Here is a 26,744-nt window from a genome sequence, read left to right on the forward strand (position 1 = left end):
AATCATACCTCCGTTCCATTTTTGGTCATTTGTTTGTTGTTCTCTATTTCGTCAATACACATCATAATTAAAGGTATCGTAAGCGGTATCATCATAGTAGCAGCTGCCACAACTCCTGAATCATTAAAGGCAAGGGCAGCAAGCGTAGCTATAATGCCTGCTATAAATCCAAAATAAAGATAAACATGTTTTCTAAATATTTCTTTCAAGATGCCCACAGGCCTTGCAAAAAGTATGCATAAAGTAGCCACAGTGCCAAAAAGCACCCAGACCCAGGATGAATACCTTATGAGTTTGTAGTTCATCGATAGCTTTCTTGCGAATATCTGAAACAAGGCAAAAAAGCTATTGTGCTTTATAAGCTCAGTGGTCTGTCCGATATGAGATTGGGCATTAGAAGACGGCCGCATGCCATCATATATAAATAAGGCTAAAATAGATACTACTAAAAGGCAAATAAGTACTAAAAAGTCTTTTTTTGTAAGTTTTCCCCTTGTATTTAAGATAACTGATACACCAAAACCGATAAACGCTGCCATCGAGCCTCCTACATTTGTCCCTAATGAAGGTGCCATAAGTGTAAGCAGGATTACTAAGTAAAAAACCATGCTTAATATCTTTACAATTTTCTGCTTGCCCCCTGCCCGGTCCATAATAGCAGCGATGCCGATTATGGCTGCGCCTATCAAAAACCCCATATATTCATTGCCGATTCCATAAAATCTTGCTCCTACTATAGGATCATATCCTAAAATCGAAACCCTCATTAGAGGATTTTCTAAAAATGTATCTATAAGTATTATAAGCACCGGTGGAAGGCAAGTTGCTATAAAAATCTTTAAGTTGTCTTTTAAGAAATAAAAAACTAGTAAGCTTACTAAAAGTACGCTGCCTATAAGGCATAAAACAAACTTAGGTACGCTCCAGGGGCTTGCCAGAGGTAAAAGCAGCAGCATTGTCGGGGTTATTAGAACTCCTATTAACAGGAATTTCACATAGGTTAAATATTTTTCAAAATACTTTATAGATATTAGAAATAGTATAAGGACTCCTATAATGAATCCGATGTATGTCTTTACAACCGATGAACGTATTTTATAGTTAAAAATTGCAATTCTATTAAGCTCTTCTAGATATCCTAATGGATTTTCTATGTTTTTTGCAGTCAATTTATGTCCTGTCATAGAAGCATCCTTTGGAATACCAAAATAGTCAAGAATACATGCTGCAATATCTGTGTTAGTTACAATTCCATCTCTTTTTGTAGTGGCCGACGTTAAGGTTCCGGAAGGGATATTTTTATTTAAAGCTATAATCGGAGTAAGCCTTTTACCAGCTGATGAATCTTCTGTCGAGGGGAAGGGGACAACCAGCAAGAATAGGGTATTATCATCAATTTTGGAAAACAGTTTTCCAATAAGTTTATCTGTCTGACTGAAAATTTCAGACTTTATTTCATTATATCTATCCTCGGCAATATCCATATATTTGTTTAGTCTTGACATATCCCCGGGTTGAATTACGATAAAATCAGCCTTATCCTTTATATCGCAAAAAGCCGTATACAATTTATCATAGTCACTTCGTATCCCGTAAGGACTCATAGGATCATGCGCAAGCAAAGTCTGATTTACAACTCCAAAATCTGTTATCCCATTTTCATCTGTAGTTATAAGTGATGCATTTATTTTTATATCATCAAAGTCTGTGTCTTCATTCCCTATTATTGCTGTCTTATAACCATTTTCGTGAAGCAGTGTTCCCAAAAGCGCAGGTTTTGCAATGCGGTTTAATTTTTTATTCTGTAAATTAAGTTCTGTAATTCCCACATTTGCGATGTTTTCCAAATTCATATCATTGCCTGTATTTCGCTTATAAACCACATTTATGGGTTCATTATGAAATAGATCATAATAACCTCCTGCATAAGCTGCATAGTTTGCACTTGTAGCATATGCCCCTGCTCCGATAGTCGCGTATGAGTTAGCAGATGTAAAAGAGCTGGCGGAGTTTGCATTCATAAGGCCAAGTGCACCGTTTTTAAGTAAATACTCAATATTTTTCCCGCCATATGTAACCATTTCTTCATAATTTGTGTCATCAAGAATAACCATTATGACCTTTTTCTCTGAAATTGGTTTTGCATATCCATAATGTGGTATAATCATTACAAACATTATAAGTATCATAAAAATTACGATGCCTTTTTTCATATATCCTCCAAAAATAATCGTGTTTTCATATTATACATCGCTATTATATCAATAGGAAGCCAACCTTGCAACAAAATTGAAATTTTCAAATAGTTGAGATGGCTCTTTCATTGTGCTAAATTATAGGAGGATAGATTTTTCTAAACCGTATATTAATTTTCGAAGGTGTGAAGTTTATATGCCTATTACCGGCACTGCAAAGATTGATTATAGAACCAAAAACCTAATTAAGCGCTTAAAGCCGGGAGATATTGCCATAATCCATCATGAAGATTTAGACGAAGTAGGAGCGCTGGGTCTAGTAAATTGCAAGGTTAAGGCTGTTATTAATGCGCAAAAATCAATAACGGGCCGTTATCCTAATCCCGGTCCTGAGATACTGGCAAATGCCAATATTCCTATTTTAGATGATGTAGGCGAAGATATAATGTCGCTTGAAGAGGGCTCTGTCATTACAATCGAGGATGACGGCAAAATTTATTGCGAAAACAAACTTATAGGCGAAGGGGTATTTTTGACTCCCGAGATTATTAAATCAAAAATGGAAGATGCAAAACGAAACATTGAAAATTCCCTTGATGAGTTTATAAACAATACTTTGGACTATGCAAAAAAAGAAAAATACTTAATAATGGGCGGTGTCTCAATACCCGATATAAATACTCCAATTAACGGACGGCATGTTTTAATCGTTGTAAGGGGCAACAACTATAAAGAAGATCTTGCCGCAATTAAAACTTACATTGATGAAGTCAGACCCGTGCTTATAGGAGTTGACGGCGGAGCTGATGCGCTTTTGGAGTACGGCTATACCCCTGACATTATTATCGGTGATATGGACAGCGTATCAGATAACACTTTAAGAATTTGCAAAGAAAAAGATATTGTAGTTCATGCATATCCAGACGGCAGATCACCGGGGCTTGAAAGAATAAAGAAATTAGGCCTTGATGCAAAAATTTTCACATCTCCCGGCACCAGTGAAGACATAGCAATGCTTTTAGCGTATGAAAAAGGCGCAGATTTAATAGTAGCTGTAGGCACTCATTCAAGTATGATAGATTTTTTAGAAAAGGGCCGCAAGGGCATGGGGAGCACTTTTTTAGTCAGACTGAAGGTCGGGTCAATCTTAGTAGACGCAAAAGGTGTTAGCAAGCTTTACAACCAAAGATTGCGTCCTTCCTACATGCTGGGAATTTTTGCTGCCGCTTTGGTGCCGATTCTTGTAATTTTTAATATTTCTCCGCCTATTAAGCATGCATTAAAACTCTTGGAACTTAGATTAAAAATGCTTTTACCTTAAAGGAGCAAAAATATGCTGATTAACATAAAATATTTAGTCATTACTGTAATATCGATTTTTTTAGCACTGGGTATTGGTATACTTGTAGGAGTTCAAATGGATTCTGAAGAAATTATAGTTGAGCAGCAGGAAATTACGCTTCAAAAAATGGAAGAAAAGTTTAGTGAACTCAATCAAACCAACGAGGAACTTAAAAACCAGATCCAGAAGCTCTCTGATGCAAACCAATTAAGCGAGACTTATATAAAAAATATTTTTCCCGACTATATAAAGGGTAAACTTGCAGGAATGCACGTTGTAGTTGTTGAAACATCCGGAGACTACGTCTATACCGAGATGCGTCAAGCTCTTAAAACAGCAGGTGCCGATGTTGTATCTATAAGTTTTGATAATGATAAACTTTTTAATATGACCGAAGAAGACGAAAGCGAATTTATGGCATATTTCAAGCTTACAAGCAAGGAAAACATCATTCCTGCCATTGTCAAAAATGTTTCAGATGCAGCTTATGGCAAAGCAAATAAGGAGAACTTAGCTTTTCTAATAGAAAAAGGTATATTATATGTTAGCGGTAATTTGGAAACTCCTGCAAACTATGTGGTTATTGCCGGAGGAAGCAGCCGAGACGAAGGCGATAACAGATATGAAGCCATTGATATCCCTTTGATAAGAGAACTTAAAAAATATTCCCTACCGGTTATCGGCGTAGAAACTACGGATGCAAAAATTTCCTATATTGAAATGTATAAAAAGCAAAATATCTCTACCGTCGACAATGTAGATACTATAATCGGACAAACTTCGTTGATACTTGTTATGACTGGAAAAGAGGGCCATTACGGAGTCAAAAACAGTGCTAATTCACTTATGCCTTTCTTGAGCGAGGAGGAAAAGACCCAGTGAAAGTAAGCATACTAATCCCGGCTTTTAATGAAGAAAAAAACATTGCAAAAACTCTTGATGGTTTAGCGGAATTTAAAGATAAATTTTGCAAGGAACGCCAAATAGAATTGCAGGTATTGGTAATTGATGACGGATCCTCTGACCGAACCGCAGCGATTGCGGCAGAGAATGGGGCAAAAGTTATAAAGCTTGCCTCAAACACCGGAAAAGGCGGGGCCCTTCGGGAGGGACTCAAGTATGCAGAGGGTGATATCATAGTCTTTTTAGACGCAGATTTACAGGAAACTTCGCAAGAGGTATCCAAATTGCTGCTTCCTATTCTAGAGGATAGTGCCGATGTAACCATTGCCAAATTTAAGCCGGTGGCCGGTAAAAAAGGGTTTGGCCTTGTAAAAGCATTGGCTTTTTACGGGGTTAAATCCCTTACAGGTAGAGAAATTACAACAGCACTTTCAGGTCAGCGAGCCTTCAAGAGGCAAGTCTTAAATGATATCCAGGGGATACCTGAAGGCTTTGGCATAGAAGTCGGCATGTTGGTAGATATACTCAGGAAAGGTTATAGAGTGCAGGAAGTAGACGTGGATATGAGCCATGATGTAACAGGCAGAGATTTTAGTGGTTTTGTTCATAGAGGCAAGCAGTTTTTAGATATTTTAAAAGTTCTTGTTCGAAAAAAGGGGGGTCGATAATGTCTACATTTTATGTTATTACTTTTTTGCTTTTTTTAGCGGCAACTTATCTTGCGACTCCACAGTTTATTAGCATTTTTGAAGAAGGGAAAGTACTTGTAAAAAACTATAAAAGGGTTTTAATACCTCAGGGAATCGGCATTATTTTCCCTATTTTTTATCTTGCTTGGTCTGCTCTGTTTGGATTAATTTTCGGCAAATTTCCGATGGATATATTTTTGATTTTACTTGCTGTTTTTTCAGCAAGTTTTATTGGCTTTATAGATGATATGCTGGGCGCAAGAAATGTTTTAGGTTTTAAAGGGCACTTTGGCAAGCTGCTGCAGGGTAAACTTACAACCGGAGGATTAAAGGCTATTTCGGGTTTGCTTGCTGCCTTCGTTATAAGTGCGGTTATTGCACCGGATGCTATTTTTGAAGTTATTTTAAACACTCTTGTCATAGCACTTTTTACAAATCTATTTAACTTACTGGATTTAAGGCCGGGCCGTTCTATAAAATTTTTCCTTATTTTATTTATAGTTTTTCTTCTAGGGCTTGCATTTGGGCAAAAATTATCTTATGCTCTGCCATATCTTCCTTTGGTGGGAATTATTTTAGGTTATTTCCCTTATGATTTAAGTGCCAAGTGCATGATGGGCGATGCAGGTTCAAATGTTATCGGAATGTCAATGGGGGTTCTTGCTGCCTCTGCTTTTGAAGTTTATACGAAGATTTTGATTCTGATACTTCTTATAGCAGTGCATATCTATACAGAAAAATATTCGCTGACAGACTTGATTAATAAAAACCGTTTTTTAAGTTTTTTAGACGAACTTGGCAGATAAAGGAGAAATTCAATGATTTCTTATGCAAAGGGAACAGTGAAAAGCATTTTATCGGCAAGAAAAGGCGTAACTGAGATAGAAGTTGAAATTGGCAGAGAAAACTTTAAAGCAATAAACTATGATTTCTTGACAGGTCAGGTAGCCGTTGGAGATAGTGTGCTTTTAAATACAACAGCACAGGATTTAAAATTAGGCAGCGGTGGGTATCATTTTGTGGTATCTGTAAATTGCGGGGAAGGTTTTGTAGCTAGAAATAGTCCGGGCCATATAATGAAGCTTAGGTATACCCCGCTTCAATTTGCAGTTTTAAGTGCCGAGGAAGAAGATAGCCCTTATCATAGCATTTTTAATAATTTCTCCGGCCTCGGCAGAAAACCCGTAATTATCGGTGAGCTGCACAGTATGGTTGCACCGGCGGTTTTCGGTGTAAAGCGAAATAGACCGAAGTTAAAGGTCTCATATATTATGACAGACGGCGGAGCATTGCCCTTAAGCTTTAGTAAAACCGTCAAATATTTAAAAGAGAATAATCTAATTGATGGAACTGTTACATACGGTCAGGCTTTTGGGGGAGATATTGAAGCTGTAAATATTTATACTGCTTTAATATCGGCTTTTGAAATCTTGCATTCTGATGTAGCTGTTGTCGCAATGGGCCCCGGCATAACTGGCACAGGAACCGAATACGGTTTTTCGGGTATTGAGCAAGGACCTATCATAGATGCGGTAAATAATCTGGGAGGTCTGCCAATTTTTATTCCAAGAATAAGTTTTGCCGACAAAAGAAAGCGGCATTATGGGATAAGCCATCACAGTATTACGGTGCTTAATAAAGTCGCAATGAGCGGCGCAAATATTGTTGTTCCTAAGTTTTCAGGAAATAAGTTCGATTGCATACAAAAACAAATAGATGAAAATACCTTAAATCAAAAACATAAAATTATCTATGTTGATGAATTAGAAAAGCTCACACAAGACCTTTTATCTTTTGATTTTAAACTGTCTACCATGGGGAGAGGAATTGATAAGGATGCAGAATTTTTTATAACAGCTGCCGCGGCGGGATATTATGCATCAAGTATTTGATAAAAATCTATTATTGTGAGCAAAAAAGAGGCATCTTAGAATTATTTAAAGAAATAATTCTAAGATGCCTCTTTTTATACCCGTGAACCACTCGCCACTTACTCATTCATTCGTTGAAGCGGGAGTTTCTTGGTCAATAGAGGGTTAAAAAATTATTTGTAGATTTCCGTTCCTTCTGTTTTAATTAATTCCTTAAACTCTTTTATTATTTGCTTTGTTATCGGACCGGGTTTGCCGTCTGCAATAGGACGTCCGTCAACTTTAACTACAGGAACTGCTTCAGCTGCTGTTCCGGAAAGGAAACATTCATCTGCTGTAAAGACCTCGTATCTGGTAAATACCTTTTCTTCTACTTTTATTCCAAGTCTTTCTGCGGCTTCTATTATTGCATTTCTGGTTATTCCGACTAAAATGCCTACATAGGGCGGCGGAGTTATGAGAACACCGTTTTTCACAATAAAGATATTATCGCCGGTACATTCTGCCACATAATCTTCGTTGTTTAATAATAAAGCTTCAGGTGCCCCTGCTAAGTTTGCCTCTAGCTTTGCCATTATGTTATTTAAGTAGTTTAGCGACTTCATTTGAGGATTTACACCTTCTGGCCTGTTTCTCCTAGTTGCTGCTGTAATAATTTCCATACCCTTTTCGTAAAGTTCTTCAGGATATAGCACTATTTTATCGGCAATACATACAACGGTAGGCTTGTTGCACTTTTTCGGGTCAAGACCCAGGTCTCCTGCTCCTCTAGATATTACCAGTCTTATATATGCATCCTGCAGCTGGTTTCTTCTCAATGTTTCCAGAACAACTTCAGTCATTTCTTCTTTGGTAAGGGGAACGTTAATCATTATGCCGCGAGCGCCGTTATATAACCTGTCAATATGCTCTTTTAATTTGAACACTCTGCCGTTATAGGCTCTAATACCTTCAAAAACGCCATCGCCATATAAAAAACCGTGGTCAAAAACGGAAATTTTGGCTTCTTCCTTTGGATAGTACTTGCCATCTACGTAAATTTGAATACTCATCTAGAAATTTCCTCCCTCAAAGTTTTATAAATTAGTGCTTGTTTCCTGATAAAAGTATAACACAAATAGTCTTTGCACTTACATATATTAATATACATCTATTTGCATTAATTAATCAATCCCTAACATTTCGCTGATAGGTTTTCCTGCAGGTACCATCGGCATAACATTTTCTTCTGCGTCTATTTTAACATCTATAACCACAGGTGCATTAAGCTGGATTGCGTTGTGGATAATTTTTGGAAGCTCATTCTTATCATCGACTTCAAATCCCTGCACTCCACATGCTTCTGCAAGTTTTGCGTAATTTACGTCTGCGCCTTCAAGAGATACCTGGGAATATCTTTTGTCAAAAAACAGTTCCTGCCATTGTCTTACCATGCCTAAGGTCCGGTTGTTAAATATCACCGTAATAACCGGGATTTTGTGCCTGGACGCGGTTATAAGTTCATGGCAATTCATTTCAAAACTGCCATCCCCTGCGATATTGAAAACTATTTTATCTTTCCTTCCAACTTTTGCTCCAAGAGCTGCCGGAAGGCCGAAGCCCATGGTCCCTAATCCGCCGGAAGATATGAAGGTTCTCGGCTCTTTAAATTTGTAATACTGGGCAGCCCACATTTGATGCTGGCCTACTTCTGTTACAATAATTGCTTCACCTTTACTCTGTCTGTAAATTTCTTCTATTACATACTGAGGCTTAAGTCCATCTTCGGAATATTTGAGAGGATAGAGATTTTTCATGCGGGCTACTTCGTTTACCCAATCCTCGTTTTTTACAGACGGCAAGATATCAAGCAAATTAATTAAAAATTGTTTCACATCTGCTTTTATTCCTAAATCCACGTCAACATTTTTGCCTATTTCTGCTCTATCAATATCAACATGTATAATTTTTGCATTAGGAGCAAATTTTTTAACATCCCCTGTAACCCTGTCATCAAACCTGGCACCTAAAGCTATCAAAAGATCACATTCAGTTACAGCCATGTTTGCATAGGCCGTGCCATGCATGCCAAGCATGCCAAGGGCAAGGGGATGATCAGCCGGAAAGGACGAAAGACCCATTAAGGTTGTTGTAACCGGTGCATTGATTTTTTCGGCAAGCTTTAGAAGTTCCTCGGCGGCGTCAGATGTCACAATTCCACCGCCTGCATAAATGACCGGTTTTTTAGCTCTTTCAATCATTTCAGCTGCTTTTTCTACTAATTTATTAAAACCGCTGGAAGGTTCAAGTTTGGTAAGGTATGTCCTTACAAAACCGTTTACTTCCTTTTCTACCTCGTTGTAGTTTACTTCGCCTGCCATCACATCTTTTGGCAAATCTATGAGCACTGGACCAGGTCTGCCGCTAGTTGCAATCGTATATGCTTCTTTGACCTTTTTTACGATTTCATTTTTGTTTCTTATTAAAAAACTGTGTTTCGTAATAGGCAAAGTGATCCCTGTAATATCAACTTCTTGAAAGGAATCTCTGCCCAAAAGATCCAGTGCGACCTGACCGGTAAAGGCAAGAAGGGGCACTGAATCCATATATGCGTTTGCAATTCCTGTCACTAAATTTGTAGCTCCGGGGCCGGAAGTGCTCAAGACTACCCCTACCTTACCAGTTGCTCTGGCGTAGCCGTCTGCTGCATGGGCTGCTCCTTGTTCATGCACAGTCCTTATGTGTCTGATTTCCTTGCAGCTGTACAGAGCATCGTAAATCGGCAGCGCTGAACCGCCTGGGAAACCAAAGATAGTATTAACACCTAATTCGCTTAATGTTTTTAGTAAGAGTTCAGCACCAGTCATAATTATCCCCTTCTTCTATTTAATAATAAATTTTTACATCGTTTAAAGATAACTTCAGTATGGAGGTAAAATAAAAAGACCTTCCGCCTAACCTTATAAAAGGGGCGAAAGATCTTCGCGTTACCACCCTAGTTCATTTATACCTTGCGGTATAAATCTCAGTAGGTACGGGGCGCCTTGCCCGATACCCGGCCTTTCTAACGGGAGCCAATTTCCTTATAAGGAACCCGGCCAGAATTACTATAAGTTCACTCTGGCAGCTCCGAGACGATTTTCGCTGACTGCTTCAAGCATCGGCTTTCACCTTATCCGACTCTCTTTAGCTTGAAATAATCGCTACTCTTCTCTTCACAGCTTTTAAAAACCAATATATTGTTTTATATTATAACACCTGAGTTTAGAAAATTCAACTATGGTTTTATAAAAGTTTTATAAAAATTTCTACTCGTATGCCCCTATTTTAAAAAGTAACAAGGCAGTTCAAAGATTTTATCGATGAACTGCCTATTTTTAGTTCCTTTATTATATTTTTACTGCTATCCTTGCTGCTTCTTCTATTGCCTCTAGGGCTTTTCTAGCTTTAACAGCATCTCCTATAACATATATTTCAGGGACTTTTCCCTTGATTTTTTCTTCCAAGGGATTATAAGCTTTGGCTCCCATTGCAAGAACTATAGAATCAAAGCCGGTAATTTTTTCATCTTTTCCGTCTTTCTCATATACTACTCCATCATCAAGGAATTCTTTAACAGTCGCATTCGTAATTGCCTTAACTCCCCACTTTTTTAATCTTTCTAATAAGTAGTATTTCACGTCATCTTGCTCATCCATTGCAATTTCAGGAAGCATTTCTATTATCGTTACATTGTGGAAATGTTCGCCCAGATAATCTGCTGTTTCAGAACCTACCATGCCACCGCCTACTACTAAAACGTTTTGTCCGACTTCTTTCTTCCCATCAAGTAAGTCAATAGCCTTTACAAATTTAGGGTTCTCTATTCCTTTTATATCTGGTACTAGCGGTACACCACCTGTAGCAAGAATTACTACATCGGCATTTTCAGATGCAATTGTTTCTTCTGTAGCCTCTGTCTCCATTTTATATTCTACCCCGTATTTTTTACCCATAGTCTCGTAATATTTTAGAGCCTTTATAATTTCTTGTTTTGTAGGAGGTATGGCTCCTATTCTGTATTGTCCGCCAAGTTTCTTTTCCTTCTCATATAGTGTAACTTTATGACCTCTTTTTGCAGCTATCCATGCAGCTTCAAGCCCTCCGGGGCCGCCGCCTATTACTATTACTTTTTTAGGATTATCTGTTTTTTCTACTTTCAATTCACCTTCCCTACCGGTAAAGGGGTTAACCAAGCATGAAATATAAGGTTTGGTAGGATCAAATAAGTAGCCGACGCAAGCTTGCATACAGCTTATGCATGGAGCTATTTCCTCGAGCTGTCCCGCTGCAACTTTATTGGGAAGCTCAGGGTCAGTCAAGGATTCTCTTCCTAAGGCAACTAAATCGGCTTTCCCACTTTCCAATATATCTTCAGCTAATAAGGGATCATTTATTCTGCCCACTGCTATAACAGGAATGCTTACAGATTTTTTAATTTCCTCTGCGGCATATACATTAAATCCGGCAGGAACTGCAGCTGGCGCAATAGCACCCGGAACACTGCCGTAAACGCATCGCGACACATGGATAGCATTTACGCCGACGCTTTCCAGGACTCGTGCTGCCATCCTGGACTCTGTTATCGTTCTTGCCTCAGGCATATCCTCATCGCCGCTGATTCTAAATAATATTGGTAAGCCATTTCCAACTTTCCTTCTAATATTTTTTATGATTTCTACAGGGAATTTCATTCTACTATTAAAATCCCCACCAAATTCATCGCTTCTCTTATTTGAATAAGCAGACATAAATTGAGCAACTAAATATCCATGAGCACCATGAACTTCAACTGCGTCAAATCCTATTTCTTTGGCTCTTTTTGCAGCATCCCCAAATTTTTCTATAAGGTCATATACTTCCTCGGTCGTGAGTTCTCTAGGCATTTCTTTGTCAACGGGACAAGGAATAGGAGACGGTGCTACCGGTTGAGCGCCAATAACCGCGCTCATTGTTTGTCTGCCTGCATGGTGAAGCTGAACTGCCATTTTGACATCGCCGTGTTTATGTACCTCGTCTACCAACTGCTTAAGTCCGGGAATGAATTTATCATCCCATAATCCCAATTGTCCTGGTATCGCCTTACCCAAAGGATCAATTGCTGCCACTTCTAAAATTAAAAGGGCATAACCCCCTTGGGCTCTTAGTTTCCAATAATCAATAAGTTGCTGTGATACAGTACTGTCTAAATTTCCAAACTTTGTACCCATAGGAGGAATAACAAAGCGATTTTTCAGCTCCATAGACCCTATTTTAATTGGTGACATTAATACCGGAAATTTCATGTCAAAACTCCTCTCATAATTTAAAAAATTAATAAACTTTCATATTATATAATTTCTACTTTTATCTTAAAAATCCTGCAATTATTTATTTGCTTTTGCGAATTTTTTTAATTGCATTTTTGCAGATAGTCATTTTGGTAAAAATGCCGGTATTGTGCAAAAAACTGTGCGAAGTATTTGGGTCGCTATACTTCCCACCGGTTTATTTATTTTAGTTTTATAAAACATATAAAAACAACACCAATCGCAAGATCATGATTGGCGTTGTCAAGATTTTAAAAAGGTATCACTTTTAGAATGGAATTAAATATAGCCTTTAATTATGTCTCCCATTTCCGAAGTTGACACTACTTTTTTTGCGCCTGCTTGTATGTCAAATGTCCTGTATCCTTCATTGAGTGTTTTTTCGACTGCATTTTGCACTGAAGCAGCAGCCTCTTTTTTATCAAAGGAATATTCCAGCATCATAGCTGCTGATAGAATGCATGCAACTGGGTTCGCCTTTCCAAAACCTGCAATATCCGGGGCTGAGCCGTGTATAGGCTCGTAAAGATACGGTTTGCTGTCTCCAAGGCTTGCAGAAGGCAGCATTCCAATAGAGCCCGTAAGCACTGAAGCTTCATCGCTTAGTATATCTCCAAAGGTGTTTTCCGTTAAAATAACATCAAATTGACGGGGGTTTAATATAAGCTGCATCGAGCAATTATCGACATACATGTGGGAAAGAGTGACATCCGGATAATCTTTTGCCATTTCCGTAACAATACTTCTCCATAGTCTTGAAGTCTCTAAAACATTAGCTTTATCTACTGAAGTTAGGTGTTTTTTCCTCCGTTGCGCCGCTTCAAAGGCTATGCGGGCTACTCGTTTAATTTCTTTGTCGGTATACTCCATAGTGTCAAATCCTCTTACACCGTCTGCTGTCTTTTCAATGCCTCGAGGTTTGCCAAAATAAAGTCCCCCTGTAAGTTCTCGAACTATCATTATGTCAAGTTCATCGCCAATAATTTCCCTTTTAATCGGTGAAGCATCGGCTAATGCTTTAAATAAATTTACTGAGCGCAAATTTGCATAAAGGTCAAGACTTTTTCTAAGTCCTAAAATTGCCTGCTCCGGCCGCTTTTCTTTCGGCAGCGCATCCCACTTCGGTCCTCCTACTGCACCAAATAAAATCCCATCAGAGCTTTTGCAAAGTTCTATGACTTTATCCGGCAAGGGCGTGCCATATGCATCTACTGCGGCTCCTCCTACAATTCCTTCTTCAAACTGAAAGTCTATATTATATTTTCCCCCTACCGCTTTTAAAATCTTTACCGCTTCGGCAATTATTTCGGGACCTATGCCGTCTCCCGGCAAAAGGGCTACTTTATACACTATTTCTTCACCTCTTTTGCATAATTCATAAGACCGCCTGCGCTTATTATCCCCTTAATAAATTCAGGGAAGGGTCTTGCATAAAAGATTTCGCCGGATGTTATATTCTTTATAGTTCCACTGTCTGTATCTATTTCTAATTCATCACCTGTCTTTATTTTCTCACTGCACCCCGGACACTCTAATATCGGAAGACCGATATTTATAGAGTTTCTATAAAATATGCGGGCAAAAGACGATGCCACAACACAGCTTATACCTGCCGATTTTATCGCAAGAGGCGCATGCTCTCTTGAACTACCGCAGCCAAAATTATTTCCTGCTACGATAATATCGTCGGGTTTAATTTTTTGAGTAAAGTCAGGGATTATATCTTCCATGCAATGTGCTGCTAATTCTTTGGGGTCAGTTGTATTTAGATAACGTGCGGGTATTATTACATCAGTATCTATATTGTCACCAAAGACCCATGCTTTGCCTTTAAAAATCATCGCCAACAACCTCCTTCGGATGGGCAATCCTTCCTTTTATTGCAGATGCCGCTGCTACCAAAGGACTTGCAAGGTAAACTTCGCTTTCGGGGTGACCCATTCTTCCAACAAAGTTCCTGTTTGTAGTGGAAACAGCTTTTTCTCCTTTTGCAAGAACCCCCATGTGGCCGCCAAGGCAGGGTCCGCATGTAGGTGTGCTTACGGCCGCACCGGCTTCGATGAAAATCTCGGTTATCCCTTCACGCATCATTTCCTGATAAACTTGCTGCGTTGCAGGAATTACTATCATGCGCACATAAGGGTGAACCTTATGGCCTTTTATGACGCTTGCGGCAAGCCTCATATCTTCTAACCTGCCATTGGTGCACGAACCTATTACAACTTGATCTATTTGGATATTAGAAGCCTCATCAACATCTACCACATTTTCAGGAAGGTGAGGCAGGGCAACTTTTGGCTGCATATTTTCTACGTTATACTCGATTATATCTGCATATTTAGCATTTTCATCGCTTTTGAATATATTGTAAGGTCTTTTAGCTCGACTTCTAATATATTCCAGCGTTATATCATCCGGGTTTATTATGCCGTTTTTAGCCCCTGCTTCAATGGCCATATTTGCCATGGTCAGTCTTCCGTCCATACTAAGGGAGCTGATGGCATCTCCTGTAAACTCCATGGCTTTATAAAGGGCTCCGTCAACACCGATATCTCCTATTGTGTGCAAAATCAAGTCTTTGCCTGTAATCCATTTATTCAATTTGCCGTAATAGACAAATTTTATTGTCTCGGGAACTTTAAACCAACATTGGCCTGTCATCATAGCAAACGCCAAGTCAGTAGATCCCACTCCTGTAGAAAATGCTCCAAGGGCGCCATATGTGCATGTGTGAGAATCTGCCCCGATTACAAGATCTCCCGGCAGCACAATCCCCTGCTCCGGCAAAAGCGCATGTTCAATTCCCATGCGGCCTACTTCGTAATAATGGAGTATATTTTGTTCTTTTGCAAACTCTCTCAAAGACTTGCATAGTTCTGCTGATTTTATATCTTTATTAGGGGCAAAATGATCAGGTATAAGGGCAACCTTTTCTTGATTAAAAACTTTTTCCCCTCCTGCTTTTTTAAATTCTTCTATTGCAACAGGTCCGGTAATATCATTTGCTAAGGCAAGATCTACATCTGCCATAATAAGCTCGCCGGGCTCTACAAAATTCTTTCCTGCGTGATTTGCAAGGATTTTTTCAGTAATGGTCATTCCCATTAAAAAGCCACCTCCCTAAGACGATTTACCATTGCCATTATTCCAAAGTGTTTTATTCATTGCATTGGCATATGCCATAACACTGGCTTCAATAATATCAGTGCTCAGACCCCTGCCCAAGAATATCTTGCCATCTTTATCCACTTTTACGGTAACTTCACCTAACGCATCTTTTCCGCCGGTAACTGATTTTATGGAGTAATCAACTAGCTTGCAATCAATATTACAAGCACGTTCAAGAGCTCTGTATAATGCATCAATAGGGCCACTGCCTGTAGCTGCTTCTTCCACAATCTCGCCATTTATGTTAACTCTAACGCTAGCAGTAGCCATTGCCTTGTTCCCCGTCGACACTTGGAAGCATTCGACTTCTATGCTTTGCGGAAGCTTAACCGCTTGATCTTCTACAATTGCTTCAATATCCAGATCTGTGACTTCTTTCTTTTTATCGGCTAGTTCTTTGAATCTTTCAAATGCCTTATCAAGCTCATCTTGCGGCAGTTCATACCCTAGTTCTTTAAGTCTTTCGGCAAAAGCATGTCTTCCCGAATGTTTACCGAGAACTAAAGTATTTGTTGCAAGGCCTATGGACTCAGGAGTCATTATTTCATAGGTAGACTTTTCGGCCAAAACCCCATGCTGGTGAATTCCCGCTTCATGAGCAAAAGCGTTTGCACCTACGACTGCTTTATTCGGTTGTATGGCTATTCCTGTAATTGTGCTTACAAGTTTGCTGGTACGATAAATTTGCCGCGTATTAATACTATGCTCCACCTTATAAAAATCTTTCCGGGTATTAAGTGCCATTACGATTTCTTCTAATGCAGCATTTCCCGCTCTCTCTCCTAATCCGTTCACGGCGCATTCGATTTGAGTTACTCCACACAGCACAGCCTCTAACGAATTTGCTACCGCCATTCCAAGATCGTCATGGCAGTGGACGCTGACTTTTGCTTTATCTATTTCTGGAACCCTTTCCATTAATGTAGTTACTAAATTAGCAAACTCTCTGGGTGTCGCATAGCCTACCGTATCCGGGATATTAATGACCGTAGCGCCTGCTTTAATTGCTTCCGAATACAATCTGCATAGAAATTCTATGTCAGACCTGGATGCGTCCTCTGCTGAAAATTCCACATCCTCAACATAAGATTTGGCTCTTTTTACTGCAGCCACTGCAGCTTCCAAAACCTCGTCTTCAGTCATCTTTAATTTATATTTCATATGAATAGGTGATGAAGCTATGAATGTATGGATTCTGGGTCTTTCCGCAGGTTTTAAGGCCTCTGCAGCTCTATCTATATCCTTAGATGTAGCTCTTGCAAGACCTGCAATAATCGGACCCCTTACTTCTTCAGCAATCGCTTTAACCGCACTAAAATCTCCGTTAGAAGCTATAGGAAAGCCTGCTTCTATCACATCCACCGACAGTTTTTCAAGCTGTTTTGCTATTTCAAGTTTCTCTTTTGCATTTAAGGAAATGCCTGGTGTTTGTTCGCCATCTCTTAAGGTTGTATCAAAAATTTCAACTTTCCTAGTCATACACATTCCACCTTTTTTGATAATTCTGATTTATTTTATTGTTCTTAAGGCTGGTATTTTTAGGAAGGCGGCGTAAAGCCGCCTCGCATTTTACGATTGTCTTTAATATGTTTATTTCTTTTTCTTAAGCCAGGGCATCATGCTTCTTAGCTCTGCCCCTACTTTTTCTATTTGGTGCTCTGCTTCCTTTGCCTGAATTGCTCTATAGACAGGTCTTCCACTTTGATTTTCCAATATCCAGTTCTTGGTAAATTGCCCTGTCACTATCTCATCTAGTACCTTTTTCATTTCCTTGCGGGTATCTTCGTTTATGATGCGCTTGCCCACCATAAAATCTCCATATTTTGCGGTATCGCTTACGGAATATCTCATCCAGCTTAAACCGCCTTCATATATTAAGTCCACTATAAGTTTCATCTCATGTAAACACTCAAAATATGCTATCTCAGGCTGGTATCCTGCTTCCACAAGGGTTTCAAAACCGGCTTTTATAAGCTCTGAAACGCCGCCGCAAAGCACGCACTGCTCGCCGAATAAGTCAGTCTGGGTTTCTTCTGCAAAAGTGGTCTCTATAACGCCGGCACGTGTGCCGCCTATACCTCTTGCATATGCTAAAGCAATATCTTTTGCTCTGCCTGTATAGTCTTGCTCAACTGCTACGAGGCAGGGAACGCCAGCTCCTTCCTGATATGTTCTTCTTACAAGATGCCCGGGACCTTTAGGTGCCACCATAAATACGTCAACATATTCCGGTGGTATTACCTGACTATATACAATTGCAAAACCATGAGCAAATGCAAGGGCATTTCCGGGTTTTAGATAAGGTTTAATTTCTTCTTCATAAACCTTACCCTGAATGTGGTCTGGAATTAGCATCATTATAATATCAGCCGCTTTGGCTGCTTCGCTTACTGTCTTTACTGTAAGGCCTGCCTCTTCGGCGATTTTCCAGGATTTGCTTCCTTCATACAGTCCCACAACCACATTAACTCCACTTTCCTTCAAGTTTAATGCATGTCCATGGCCTTGACTCCCATAACCTATAACTGCTACGGTTTTCCCTTCTAATAATTGTAAATCAGCATCGCTGTCATAATACATTTTTGCCATTATTAAGTTTCCTCCTCAATTTTTATGGTATTAGAACCTCTATTTACGGCAATAACGCCGGTTCTAACAAGTTCTTTTATGCCAAAGGGCCTTAAAAGCTCTTCGAATGCAGATACTTTGTCCTTGTCACCGGTAAGCTCTATCGTAAGAGACTTTTGGCTGACATCAACTATGCTCGCTCTAAAGATTTCTGCAATCTGAATTATCTCTGACCTCATATGCGAATCTGCATCAACTTTTATAAGCACTAATTCCCGTGTCACAGAATCCTCTGGAACAATTTTACTTACCTTAATAACATCAATTAGCTTGTTTAGCTGTTTTTTTACTTGCTCAACTACATTTTCATCTCCGTCAATGACTATGGTCATTCTGGAAATATCAGGATTTTCTGTGGTCCCTACCGCAAGACTGTCAATGTTAAAGCCTCGCCTGCTAAAAAGACCTGCTATCCTGAATAATACACCGGGTTGGTTTTCTACAAGCACTGAAAGTGTTGTTTTCATGTTATTACCCTCCAATCATTTCATTGATAGGAGAACCGGTCAGCACCATTGGGTATACATTTTTATGAATATCAATAATGCACTCTAATAAAAACGGGCCATCATGGGATAGCATAGTATCTATAGCATCAGATACTTCGTCCTGCTTCTCAATTCTCATGGATTTTATGTTATAGCCTTCTGTAATTTTCGTAAAATCAGGAACAAATTTGAAAAATACTTGATTATAGCGCTTATCACAGTAAAATTCTTGAAGCTGTCTTACAAGGCCTAATCCGGAATTATTAAATAAAATCATTTTTACAGGAAGATCATTTTCTACAATCGTAGCCATCTCGTTCAAGTTCATTTGGATACTTCCATCACCGCATATATTAATAACTAAGGCATCCCTGTTTGCAATCTGAACTCCCATAGCCGCAGGTAAACCATAGCCCATCGTGCCGAGACCGCCTGATGAAATAAAAGTTCTGGGCTTTATAAATTCATAATGCTGAGCAGTCCACATCTGATGCATACCAACTTCAGTTGTGATTATGGCTTTTCCTTTAGTTTTGTCAGAAAGTGTGCGAATTATTTCAATTGGATCTAATTTATCTTTGTCTTCAAGGCCCTTGTATTCGGCTTCCTTTTTAAGATTTGCCGCATATTTATTCCATGTTGAAGGTGCTTTGGGCTGGACATTTTTAGCTATTTCTCCTAAAACCTGCTTTACATCTCCCACTATAGGAATATCCGGTTTAACGTTTTTTCCTATTTCTGCAGGGTCGATGTCAATGTGTATTATTTTAGCCTTTGGAGCAAAACCGTCAATTTTGCCTACACTCCTGTCGGCAAATCTTGCTCCTGCCGCAATTAGCAAATCTGAATCGGTAACAATCTTATTAGCCGATGCCAGGCCATGCATGCCAAGCATTCCCATATAAAGCGGATGATCGGATGGAAAAGAGCCTATGCCCATGAGTGTTGTCACAACCGGAATATTAGCCTTTGTTGCAAGCTCAAAAAGTATATCTTCGGCTCCTGCCATGTTTATACCGCCGCCTGCGCAAATAACAGGGCAGCGTGCTTTGTTGATTAATTCTGCAGCTTTTTGTATTTGTTTCGGATGTCCCACAACATTTGGCTTATATCCGCGCAATACGACTTTTTCAGGATATTTGAAATTTATTTTAGCCTCAGCTACATCTTTAGGTAAATCTATCAGCACCGGCCCGGGCCTGCCTGTAGATGCAATATAAAAAGCCTCTTTTACTATCTTTGGAATGTCGTTGGGATTTTTAACAAGATAGTTGTGTTTTGTAAACGGCGCAGTTGCCCCGGTTATGTCAACTTCTTGAAAAACATCTTTACCGATTACAGATGTTGCCACCTGACCGGTAATAGCTACTATCGGAATAGAGTCCATATAAGCTGTCGCAATCCCCGTAACAAGATTAGTTGCCCCGGGACCTGATGTCGCCATACATACTCCTACTTTTCGCGAGACTCTTGCATAGCCGCTGGCCGCATGAGCAGCTCCTTGCTCGCAGCGTGTTAAAATGTGTCGTATCGATGAATCTTTTAAAGCATCATATACCGGCAGTATAGCTCCTCCCGGATATCCGAAAATGTATTCTACCTCCTCAATTTCCAGCGATTTTACAAGGGCCTCTGCTCCTGTCATTTTCATCTACCACACCACCTTTCTTAAGCTGTATATAAAATTAACCCCTCGCCTTGAGATATCATCTCAGGGACGAGGGGTTTTTTCCCGTGGTACCACCCTGTTTTGCTATACCTTGCGGTATGAGCCTTATGAAGTAGAAAACTACTTCATTTTAACGCAATACTGCGGCATCGGACTACTGCTGTTTCGCCCGAGCTGTTCAGGAGCGAGCATCTAATGAATAGGCGGACCGGATTACACCTTACCCGGCTCTCTTTGCCGCTTTCCTCATTATCCTCTCCATCATTACAATTGATAGTATAAATTTCTTGGTATTGTTATGTATTTTATCACGATTTTTAATTATGTCAAGAGTTATTTTTGATTTGTGTCTTATTCTGCAATAATGTCGTTTTCTACCTCATGGACACGTATAAGATTGGTAGTGCCTGTTACATTTATAGGAACCCCTGCAGTTATAACAACCATGTCTCCATTCTTTACTATTCCGGTATCTAAAGCACCCCTTACTGCTTCAGAAAACATTTCATCAGTTGAAGATGTTTCGCGAACCAGCACCGGGATCACACCATAAACAATTTGAAGTGTTTGTAAGGTTTTTTTTCTGAAAGTGACTGCGATTATCGGAGCAGTCGGCCTGTACTTTGCAACAGCCCTGGCTGTGTATCCTGATTTAGTAGATGTGATAATTGCTGCCGCCTTAATTTCTGCAGCTATGGAACATGTAGCATGGCTTATGGCATCCGTGACCGATTTTGCGATTATCGGTCTTGGATTTTGTGTTCTGTGTTTTGCTCTTTCTACAAGGGCATCATCGGCTTTCTGTGCTATACTTGCCATCATTCTGACAGCCTCCACAGGATACTTTCCGGATGCCGTTTCACCGGACAGCATAATCGCATCGGTTCCATCAAAAATAGCATTTGCCACATCAGTCACTTCAGCTCTGGTAGGACGAGGATTTCTAATCATGGAATCCAACATCTGAGTTGCGGTGACGACAGGCTTTCCTGCTGCGTTGCATTTAGCTATAATTTTCTTTTGTACAAGGGGTATCTCTTGTACAGGTATTTCGACTCCTAAGTCGCCCCGAGCCACCATTATCCCATCAGCAGCATTTATTATTTCATCTATATTTTGGACACCTTCTCCATTTTCTATTTTTGCGATTATGTGAACTTCTTCTCCACCGTTGGAATTGAGAACTTTTCGGATATCTTTCACATCGGAAGCTTTTCTGACAAAGGATGCTGCGACAAAATCAATTCCCATATTTATTCCGAATATAATATCTTCAATGTCTTTTTTAGATAGGGCAGGTAAGTCCAAGGATTTGCCCGGGATATTTACACCTTGTCTATCAGTTAGAACGCCCCCGTTTACAACCCTGCACACAACTTTTTCTCCTATTATTTCCTTAACACAAAGTTCTATCAAACCATCTGAAAGCAGTATTTTATCACCGGGGACAACCGTTTTAGCTAATTTCTCGTAATTTATAAAGGCCTTTTCTCTATCACCTATCACAGGTGCTGTTGTAAGTATGAAATCCTGTCCGGTTTCAAGGACAGTCTTTCCGCCTTCGAAATTACCCAGGCGAATCTCCGGCCCCTTGGTGTCAAGAAGCAGTGCTACATTTGCATTAAGTTCGCTGCATGCTTCCCTTAGGGCAACAATCTTTTTCGCATGTTCTTCATAATCTCCGTGAGACAGGTTTACTCGGGCAATATTCATGCCTGCTTGAATAAGCCGGGTTATCGTCTCTTTATCCTGACTTGAGGGCCCGAGAGTGCAAATTATTTTCGTCCTGAGCATAAAATCACATCCTCACAGTGATAAAATATCTGCAAGTTCATATAGCTGCATATTCAATGGTTTTGAAACGCTTAGCACTTTTTCGATATCTGTTGCAACAAATTCCCCGTTAACAACTCCGACCATCTTGTCTTTTACATTCTGCGTAATAAGATCCACGGCCTTGCCTCCCATGCTGCTTGCAAGTATTCTGTCGTAGGCTGATGGGTTCCCGCCTCTTTGCAGGTGGCCTAAAATAATCGCCCTTGTTTCAAGACCGGTTTTTTCTTGTATGGTTTTGCCAATTTCTATGCTGTTTCCCGCGCCTTCAGCTACAATAATTATGCTGTGGAGTTTGCCTCTAACATACCCTTGTTTTATTTTTTCGCAAATTGCATCCAGTTCAAAGGGAATTTCCGGCACCAAAATTGTCTCAGCACCGCTTGCGATGCCTGTATACAAGGCTAAATGTCCGGCTCTTCTTCCCATAACTTCTATGACAAAAGTGCGTTCATGGGAAGTGGCTGTATCTCTGACTTTGTTTAGAGCATCTACCACTGTATTTGCCGCGGTATCAAACCCTATGCAATTGTCAGTATATGCTATGTCATTATCTATCGTTGCGGGTATCCCAATAGTTGGCATTCCAAGTTTTGATAGAGCATTAGCGCCTCTTAAAGAACCATCGCCGCCGATCACCACAAGTCCCTCTATACCAAAGGCTTCCAGGTTTTTAAGTCCCTTTTCCTGACCCTCTTTAGTCTTAAATTCTTCACATCTTGCCGTAAGAAGCATTGTGCCGCCCCGATGTATTATATCGCCTACAGACCTGAGATCAAGCTTTACAAAATCCGAATTTATAAGGCCTAAAAATCCCCGGTGTATCCCATAAACTTCGATTCCGTTATGAAGAGCCTTTCTGACAACTGCTCTTATAGCTGCATTCATTCCGGGTGCATCGCCGCCACTTGTAAGTATGCCAATTCTGTTCATGATTATTTCTCCTCTCGATTATAAGTTCTTTTCTAATATAAAATTTTGAACTTCTTCAGCCTCTGATTCAGGAACCAATATTTCGATATAGCAGCCGTGTTTCTTGCTTTTCATTACCTCTCTTGTTGTCACTAGGAAACCTTCGTTTTTTATAGCCTCTGCCACTTTATAAGCGGTATCTTCATCTGAGGCTATGTATACAACAGTCCACAAAGTTACGGCCTCCTTTTCTCGATTTTGCCAATGCAACCAAGTCATTGATTCTCTTTTACTGATAATCCATCTAAAAACATGTAATTTTTTAGGCCGGTCATTTTAGAAAATATACTTAGATTATCTGAAGAAATTCCTAATTTATCCTTTAAAATAAAGCTCCTTCCGCTGTCTGAAAGGTGTATCACTACAGGGGTATCGCCGGGGTACATCGCCGAAAATTCCCTTACTCCGTCCAGGTTTATATCTTCATTTTCTGATACAGAAAATACTACCGGTTTTGCAGAGTTATTTTCTTTTAGAGGAATTATTTCCTCGGCAATAACCTTTAAAGATTCGTCCTCTTTATAGCTTAGCCTGCCCTTTACATAAATTTTTGAGTCCGTAAACAGATATGATTTGTACTTTTCAAAAATCGTTGGGAAAATTATAATCTCTATCGTTCCGGTTAAGTCTTCAAGTGTTGCAAAGGCCATTAAATTATTATTCTTTGTAACCTTTGTCTTGATTTCTGTTAAAAGTCCCCCCATAGTCACTGCCATATTGTCTTGAACAGTAGTAGGATCATTCTTATCTTTGCTGTAAAATGTAACATTCCTTGCCAATTCTTCTTCGTGTTCTAAGAGCGGATGGCCGCTTAAATAAATACCCAACATTTCTTTTTCCATTGCAAGAAGTTCTACTTTTGGATATTCCGGCATGTCAGGTAAGGTTTCTTTAAATGACGGGGTATCATCTAGTATGTCAAAAATTGAAATTTGATTTTTCATATTCTGTTTTTGTTGTTTTTGAATATTTGTCAAAGTAGTTTCATAAATTGCCAATAATTGAGATCTTTTTGCTCCGATTGATGAAAATGCACCACTTTTTATCAGACTTTCTACTGCTTTTTTATTTAAATCTCCGGAAACTTTTTCAGCAAAGTCAGTAAAAGACACAAATTTACCTTTTTCTTTTCGCGCTTTGATGATTGCCCTTGCCACATTTTGGCCGACATTTTTTACGGCAGTAAGCCCAAATCTTATTTTATTGGAAACAACAGTAAAATTTTCATAGCTTTCATTTATATCAGGAGGCAGAACCTCTATTCCCATTCTGCTGCATTCGCTTATATAATAAGCAACTTTATCTGCATTGTCAATCACACTAGTCAGGAGAGCCGCCATAAATTCTACCGGAAAATGGGCTTTAAGATATGCGGTTTGGTATGCTATAACCGCATAAGCTGCTGTATGTGCTTTGTTGAAACCATAACCTGCAAAATAGGATATTTCGTCAAAGATTTTGCCTGCTGTTATTTTATCGATTCCGTTTTTCACGCATCCCTGTATGAAAGACTCCCGCTGAGCTGCCATAACATCTTGTTTTTTCTTTCCCATGGCTTTGCGTAGAATATCTGCTTGAGCAAGGGAAAAGCCTGCCAGCTGCTGGGCAATCTGCATCGCCTGTTCCTGATAAAGGATAATTCCATATGTTTCATCAAGTATGGGTTTTAGTGCGGGATGCAAATAATAAATCTCTTTTTGGCCATTTTTACTTTTTATAAATTCCTCGGCTGCTCCGCTTCCTAAGGGGCCAGGCCTATAAAGTCCGATTATTGCAGCTACATCCTGAAAAGATTCAGGCTGAAGCTCTGTAAGTAAGTTTCTCATGCCGGCACTTTCAAGTTGAAATACACCTGCTGTATTCCCACGGCTTAGCATTTCATAAACCTTTTTGTCGTCTAACGGTAGTTTATCAAGGTCTATCTCAATATTCTTTGTGTGGCGCACTATATTTATGGCATCTCTAATGACCGTAAGGGTTCGAAGTCCTAAAAAGTCCATCTTTAGAAGTCCCAGTTCTTCAAGAGCCGTCATCGTATATTGAGTAGCTATAACGCTATCTGCATCACCGATTTTATGAAGCGGCACATGCTCTACAATAGGATCTTTTGAAATAACAACACCTGCAGCATGGGTTGATGCGTGGCGTGGAAATCCTTCAAGAGCCTTTGCTACATCCAAAAGTCTCTTTACTCTTTCATTTTCATTATACATTTTATTTAGTTCGGGATTCATTTCCAATGCCTGTTTAATTGTTATGCCTATTTCCTGAGGTATCATTTTTGCAATCGTATCTACCTCACCGTAAGGATAGCCCATAACTCTGCCCACATCTCGTATGGCAGCTCTTGCCGCCATAGTTCCGAACGTGACGATTTGTGCCACTCTATTTTCGCCATATTTCTTTACAACATAATCTATAACTTCTTGACGTCTTTCGAAACAGAAGTCCACATCAATATCAGGCATTGAGACTCTTTCGGGATTGAGAAAGCGTTCAAATAAAAGATTATATTTCAGTGGATCGATATTTGTTATATGCAAACAATATGCCACAAGGCTTCCTGCGGCAGATCCCCTTCCGGGCCCCACCATTATTCCGTTTTGCCTTGCATAGTTTATAAAGTCCCACACTATCAAAAAATAGCTGGAATAGCCCATCTTTTTAATTGTATCAAGTTCATAATCCAGGCGTTCTTTAATTTTTTCCGTTATAACCGGATATCTGTCATGGGCGCCTTCATAGCAAAGTTTTTCCAAGTAATCATCTTGAGTATACCCTTCCGGCACATCAAAGGTGGGAAGATGAATTGTATTAAAATCCAGTTTTACATTGCACTTTTCTGCAATTTCAACTGTATTTTTTATAGCATCAGGCGCATAGGCAAAAAGATTGGACATTTCCTGTGCTGATTTTAAGTAAAACTCTGAGGTCTGAAACTTCATTCTGTTTTCATCATCAAGGGTTTTGCCTGTTTGTATGCACAGCAGTGCATCTTGCATCATGGCATCTTCTTTATCGATATAATGAATATCATTTGTTGCAACCAGTGGAATACCTGTTTCCTTGCTTAATCGCAAAATGTCTTTGATTATCTTTCTTTGTTCTAATATGCCGTGATCTTGTAATTCCAAATAAAAATTGCCATTACCAAATATTTCATTGAAATTTTCAGCAGTTTTTTTGGCTTCATCATAATTGCCCGCTAAAAGTTGTGAAGGTATTTTGCCGGCAAGACAGGCGCTTAAAGCAATAAGGCCCTCTGAATGGTTTTTAAGAACTTCTATATCGACCCTGGGCTTGTAATAGAATCCTTCTATAAATCCTAGGGAAACAAGTTTCATTAAATTTTTATAGCCCGTTTCATCTTTTGCAAGAAGAACCAAATGGTATAGATTGTCGTCTATGCCGGGTTCGCGATCTTGCATAGTTCTTGCTGCCATATAGACTTCACAACCTATTATCGGCTTTATACCATATGATAGCATGGTCTTATAAAAATCCACGACACCATACATCACGCCGTGATCTGTAATTGCAACGCTTTTCATTTTAAGATCAGATAAATGCTTGGCAAGTCTTTCTATTTCGCATGCACCGTCTAAAAGGCTGTAGTTTGTGTGCACATGTAGGTGGACAAACTCACTCATTAAACTCGC

At 39.5% G+C, this 26,744-nt stretch carries 20 protein-coding genes and 2 other annotated features; of the genes, 5 read left to right on the forward strand and 15 right to left on the reverse strand.

What is annotated here, in order from left to right; genetic code table 11:
- Positions 1-2 precede the first annotated feature (2 nt).
- Positions 3-2,213 carry an alkaline phosphatase family protein gene (locus tag BUE08_RS06030; protein WP_286680574.1) on the reverse strand — a complete coding sequence of 737 codons (2,211 nt, stop codon included), beginning with the start codon at positions 2,211-2,213 and terminating at the stop codon, positions 3-5.
- A 178-nt stretch (positions 2,214-2,391) separates the two neighbouring features.
- On the opposite strand from BUE08_RS06030, the gene steA reads away from it, so the two are divergent.
- From steA to BUE08_RS06055, 5 genes are read left to right on the forward strand one after another with little or no spacing between them, the layout of a single operon-like run.
- Positions 2,392-3,516 carry a putative cytokinetic ring protein SteA gene (gene steA, locus BUE08_RS06035; RefSeq protein ID WP_059031501.1) on the forward strand — a complete coding sequence of 375 codons (1,125 nt, stop codon included), beginning with the start codon at positions 2,392-2,394 and terminating at the stop codon, positions 3,514-3,516.
- Positions 3,517-3,528: 12 nt separating this feature from the next.
- The gene (locus BUE08_RS06040) at positions 3,529-4,419 is read left to right on the forward strand and encodes a copper transporter (protein ID WP_286680575.1); all 891 of its coding nucleotides are present in this window, start codon (positions 3,529-3,531) and stop codon (positions 4,417-4,419) included.
- Positions 4,416-5,108 (forward strand): glycosyltransferase family 2 protein, encoded by a 693-nt coding sequence (locus BUE08_RS06045; protein ID WP_213997345.1) that lies wholly within the window; start codon positions 4,416-4,418, stop codon positions 5,106-5,108. Before BUE08_RS06040 ends, BUE08_RS06045 begins: the two co-directional genes overlap by 4 nt.
- A complete protein-coding gene (locus BUE08_RS06050) occupies positions 5,108-5,935 on the forward strand; it encodes an MraY family glycosyltransferase (RefSeq protein WP_286680576.1) in 828 nt (275 codons plus the stop codon). The genes BUE08_RS06045 and BUE08_RS06050 overlap by 1 nt, the downstream gene beginning before the upstream one ends.
- A 12-nt stretch (positions 5,936-5,947) precedes the next feature.
- Entirely contained in the window at positions 5,948-7,021 is a 1,074-nt protein-coding gene (locus BUE08_RS06055) for a DUF3866 family protein (protein WP_286680577.1), read from the forward strand.
- A gap of 152 nt (positions 7,022-7,173) precedes the next feature.
- Here the strand turns inward: BUE08_RS06055 and ilvE are convergent, their stop codons facing one another.
- The 14 genes from ilvE to BUE08_RS06125 form a co-directional block, all read right to left on the reverse strand.
- Positions 7,174-8,052 carry a branched-chain-amino-acid transaminase gene (ilvE, locus tag BUE08_RS06060; protein ID WP_286680578.1) on the reverse strand — a complete coding sequence of 293 codons (879 nt, stop codon included), beginning with the start codon at positions 8,050-8,052 and terminating at the stop codon, positions 7,174-7,176.
- Between the two features lie 111 nt (positions 8,053-8,163).
- Positions 8,164-9,846, reverse strand: a complete 1,683-nt coding sequence (ilvB, locus tag BUE08_RS06065) for a biosynthetic-type acetolactate synthase large subunit (RefSeq protein ID WP_286680579.1) — start codon at positions 9,844-9,846, stop codon at positions 8,164-8,166.
- A gap of 97 nt (positions 9,847-9,943) precedes the next feature.
- Positions 9,944-10,207: a binding site (T-box leader), on the reverse strand.
- 161 nt (positions 10,208-10,368) lie between these two features.
- On the reverse strand, positions 10,369-12,303 hold the full coding sequence (locus tag BUE08_RS06070; RefSeq protein ID WP_286680580.1) for an oxidoreductase: 1,935 nt from the start codon (positions 12,301-12,303) through the stop codon (positions 10,369-10,371).
- A gap of 303 nt (positions 12,304-12,606) precedes the next feature.
- A complete protein-coding gene (gene leuB / locus BUE08_RS06075; protein ID WP_353682092.1) occupies positions 12,607-13,680 on the reverse strand; it encodes a 3-isopropylmalate dehydrogenase in 1,074 nt (357 codons plus the stop codon).
- Positions 13,677-14,168: a 3-isopropylmalate dehydratase small subunit gene (leuD, locus tag BUE08_RS06080; RefSeq protein WP_286680582.1), complete on the reverse strand. Its 492-nt coding sequence runs from the start codon at positions 14,166-14,168 to the stop codon at positions 13,677-13,679. The genes leuB and leuD overlap by 4 nt, the downstream gene beginning before the upstream one ends.
- On the reverse strand, positions 14,158-15,432 hold the full coding sequence (gene leuC, locus BUE08_RS06085; RefSeq protein WP_273038957.1) for a 3-isopropylmalate dehydratase large subunit: 1,275 nt from the start codon (positions 15,430-15,432) through the stop codon (positions 14,158-14,160). The genes leuD and leuC overlap by 11 nt, the downstream gene beginning before the upstream one ends.
- Positions 15,433-15,447: 15 nt before the next feature.
- Positions 15,448-16,974, reverse strand: coding sequence for a 2-isopropylmalate synthase (locus tag BUE08_RS06090; protein ID WP_286680583.1), 1,527 nt, complete (start codon positions 16,972-16,974; stop codon positions 15,448-15,450).
- Between the two features lie 111 nt (positions 16,975-17,085).
- Positions 17,086-18,084 (reverse strand): ketol-acid reductoisomerase, encoded by a 999-nt coding sequence (gene ilvC / locus BUE08_RS06095; RefSeq protein ID WP_059031512.1) that lies wholly within the window; start codon positions 18,082-18,084, stop codon positions 17,086-17,088.
- Between the two features lie 2 nt (positions 18,085-18,086).
- On the reverse strand, positions 18,087-18,590 hold the full coding sequence (gene ilvN / locus BUE08_RS06100; protein WP_286680584.1) for an acetolactate synthase small subunit: 504 nt from the start codon (positions 18,588-18,590) through the stop codon (positions 18,087-18,089).
- A 4-nt stretch (positions 18,591-18,594) separates the two neighbouring features.
- Complete coding sequence (ilvB, locus tag BUE08_RS06105; protein WP_213951623.1) at positions 18,595-20,262, reverse strand: biosynthetic-type acetolactate synthase large subunit; 1,668 nt, start codon at positions 20,260-20,262, stop codon at positions 18,595-18,597.
- 59 nt (positions 20,263-20,321) lie between these two features.
- Positions 20,322-20,554, reverse strand: a binding site (T-box leader).
- Between the two features lie 77 nt (positions 20,555-20,631).
- Positions 20,632-22,074, reverse strand: coding sequence for a pyruvate kinase (gene pyk / locus BUE08_RS06110; protein ID WP_286680585.1), 1,443 nt, complete (start codon positions 22,072-22,074; stop codon positions 20,632-20,634).
- A gap of 12 nt (positions 22,075-22,086) precedes the next feature.
- On the reverse strand, positions 22,087-23,046 hold the full coding sequence (gene pfkA / locus BUE08_RS06115) for a 6-phosphofructokinase (protein WP_059031516.1): 960 nt from the start codon (positions 23,044-23,046) through the stop codon (positions 22,087-22,089).
- An 18-nt stretch (positions 23,047-23,064) separates the two neighbouring features.
- Positions 23,065-23,259 (reverse strand): hypothetical protein, encoded by a 195-nt coding sequence (locus BUE08_RS06120; protein WP_059031517.1) that lies wholly within the window; start codon positions 23,257-23,259, stop codon positions 23,065-23,067.
- Positions 23,260-23,300: 41 nt separating this feature from the next.
- Positions 23,301-26,735, reverse strand: coding sequence for a DNA polymerase III subunit alpha (locus BUE08_RS06125; RefSeq protein WP_286680586.1), 3,435 nt, complete (start codon positions 26,733-26,735; stop codon positions 23,301-23,303).
- Positions 26,736-26,744 lie beyond the last annotated feature (9 nt).

The organism is Tepidanaerobacter sp. EBM-49 (genome assembly GCF_001896645.1).
GTDB lineage: Bacteria > Bacillota > Thermosediminibacteria > Thermosediminibacterales > Tepidanaerobacteraceae > Tepidanaerobacter > Tepidanaerobacter syntrophicus.

Excerpts from the sequence above, each read along its gene's own strand:
- BUE08_RS06070 (WP_286680580.1), bottom strand. The coding sequence starts at position 12,303 with ATGAAATTTCCGGTATTAATGTCACCAATTAAAATAGGGTCTATGGAG.
- leuD (WP_286680582.1), bottom strand. The coding sequence starts at position 14,168 with ATGATTTTTAAAGGCAAAGCATGGGTCTTTGGTGACAATATAGATACT.
- steA (WP_059031501.1), top strand. The coding sequence starts at position 2,392 with ATGCCTATTACCGGCACTGCAAAGATTGATTATAGAACCAAAAACCTA.
- BUE08_RS06090 (WP_286680583.1), bottom strand. The coding sequence starts at position 16,974 with ATGACTAGGAAAGTTGAAATTTTTGATACAACCTTAAGAGATGGCGAA.
- ilvB (WP_286680579.1), bottom strand. The coding sequence starts at position 9,846 with ATGACTGGTGCTGAACTCTTACTAAAAACATTAAGCGAATTAGGTGTT.
- BUE08_RS06030 (WP_286680574.1), bottom strand. The coding sequence starts at position 2,213 with ATGAAAAAAGGCATCGTAATTTTTATGATACTTATAATGTTTGTAATG.
- BUE08_RS06055 (WP_286680577.1), top strand. The coding sequence starts at position 5,948 with ATGATTTCTTATGCAAAGGGAACAGTGAAAAGCATTTTATCGGCAAGA.
- ilvE (WP_286680578.1), bottom strand. The coding sequence starts at position 8,052 with ATGAGTATTCAAATTTACGTAGATGGCAAGTACTATCCAAAGGAAGAA.
- ilvB (WP_213951623.1), bottom strand. The coding sequence starts at position 20,262 with ATGAAAATGACAGGAGCAGAGGCCCTTGTAAAATCGCTGGAAATTGAG.
- ilvC (WP_059031512.1), bottom strand. The coding sequence starts at position 18,084 with ATGGCAAAAATGTATTATGACAGCGATGCTGATTTACAATTATTAGAA.
- leuC (WP_273038957.1), bottom strand. The coding sequence starts at position 15,432 with ATGGGAATGACCATTACTGAAAAAATCCTTGCAAATCACGCAGGAAAG.
- BUE08_RS06040 (WP_286680575.1), top strand. The coding sequence starts at position 3,529 with ATGCTGATTAACATAAAATATTTAGTCATTACTGTAATATCGATTTTT.
- pyk (WP_286680585.1), bottom strand. The coding sequence starts at position 22,074 with ATGCTCAGGACGAAAATAATTTGCACTCTCGGGCCCTCAAGTCAGGAT.
- BUE08_RS06050 (WP_286680576.1), top strand. The coding sequence starts at position 5,108 with ATGTCTACATTTTATGTTATTACTTTTTTGCTTTTTTTAGCGGCAACT.
- ilvN (WP_286680584.1), bottom strand. The coding sequence starts at position 18,590 with ATGAAAACAACACTTTCAGTGCTTGTAGAAAACCAACCCGGTGTATTA.
- pfkA (WP_059031516.1), bottom strand. The coding sequence starts at position 23,046 with ATGAACAGAATTGGCATACTTACAAGTGGCGGCGATGCACCCGGAATG.
- BUE08_RS06125 (WP_286680586.1), bottom strand. The coding sequence starts at position 26,735 with ATGAGTGAGTTTGTCCACCTACATGTGCACACAAACTACAGCCTTTTA.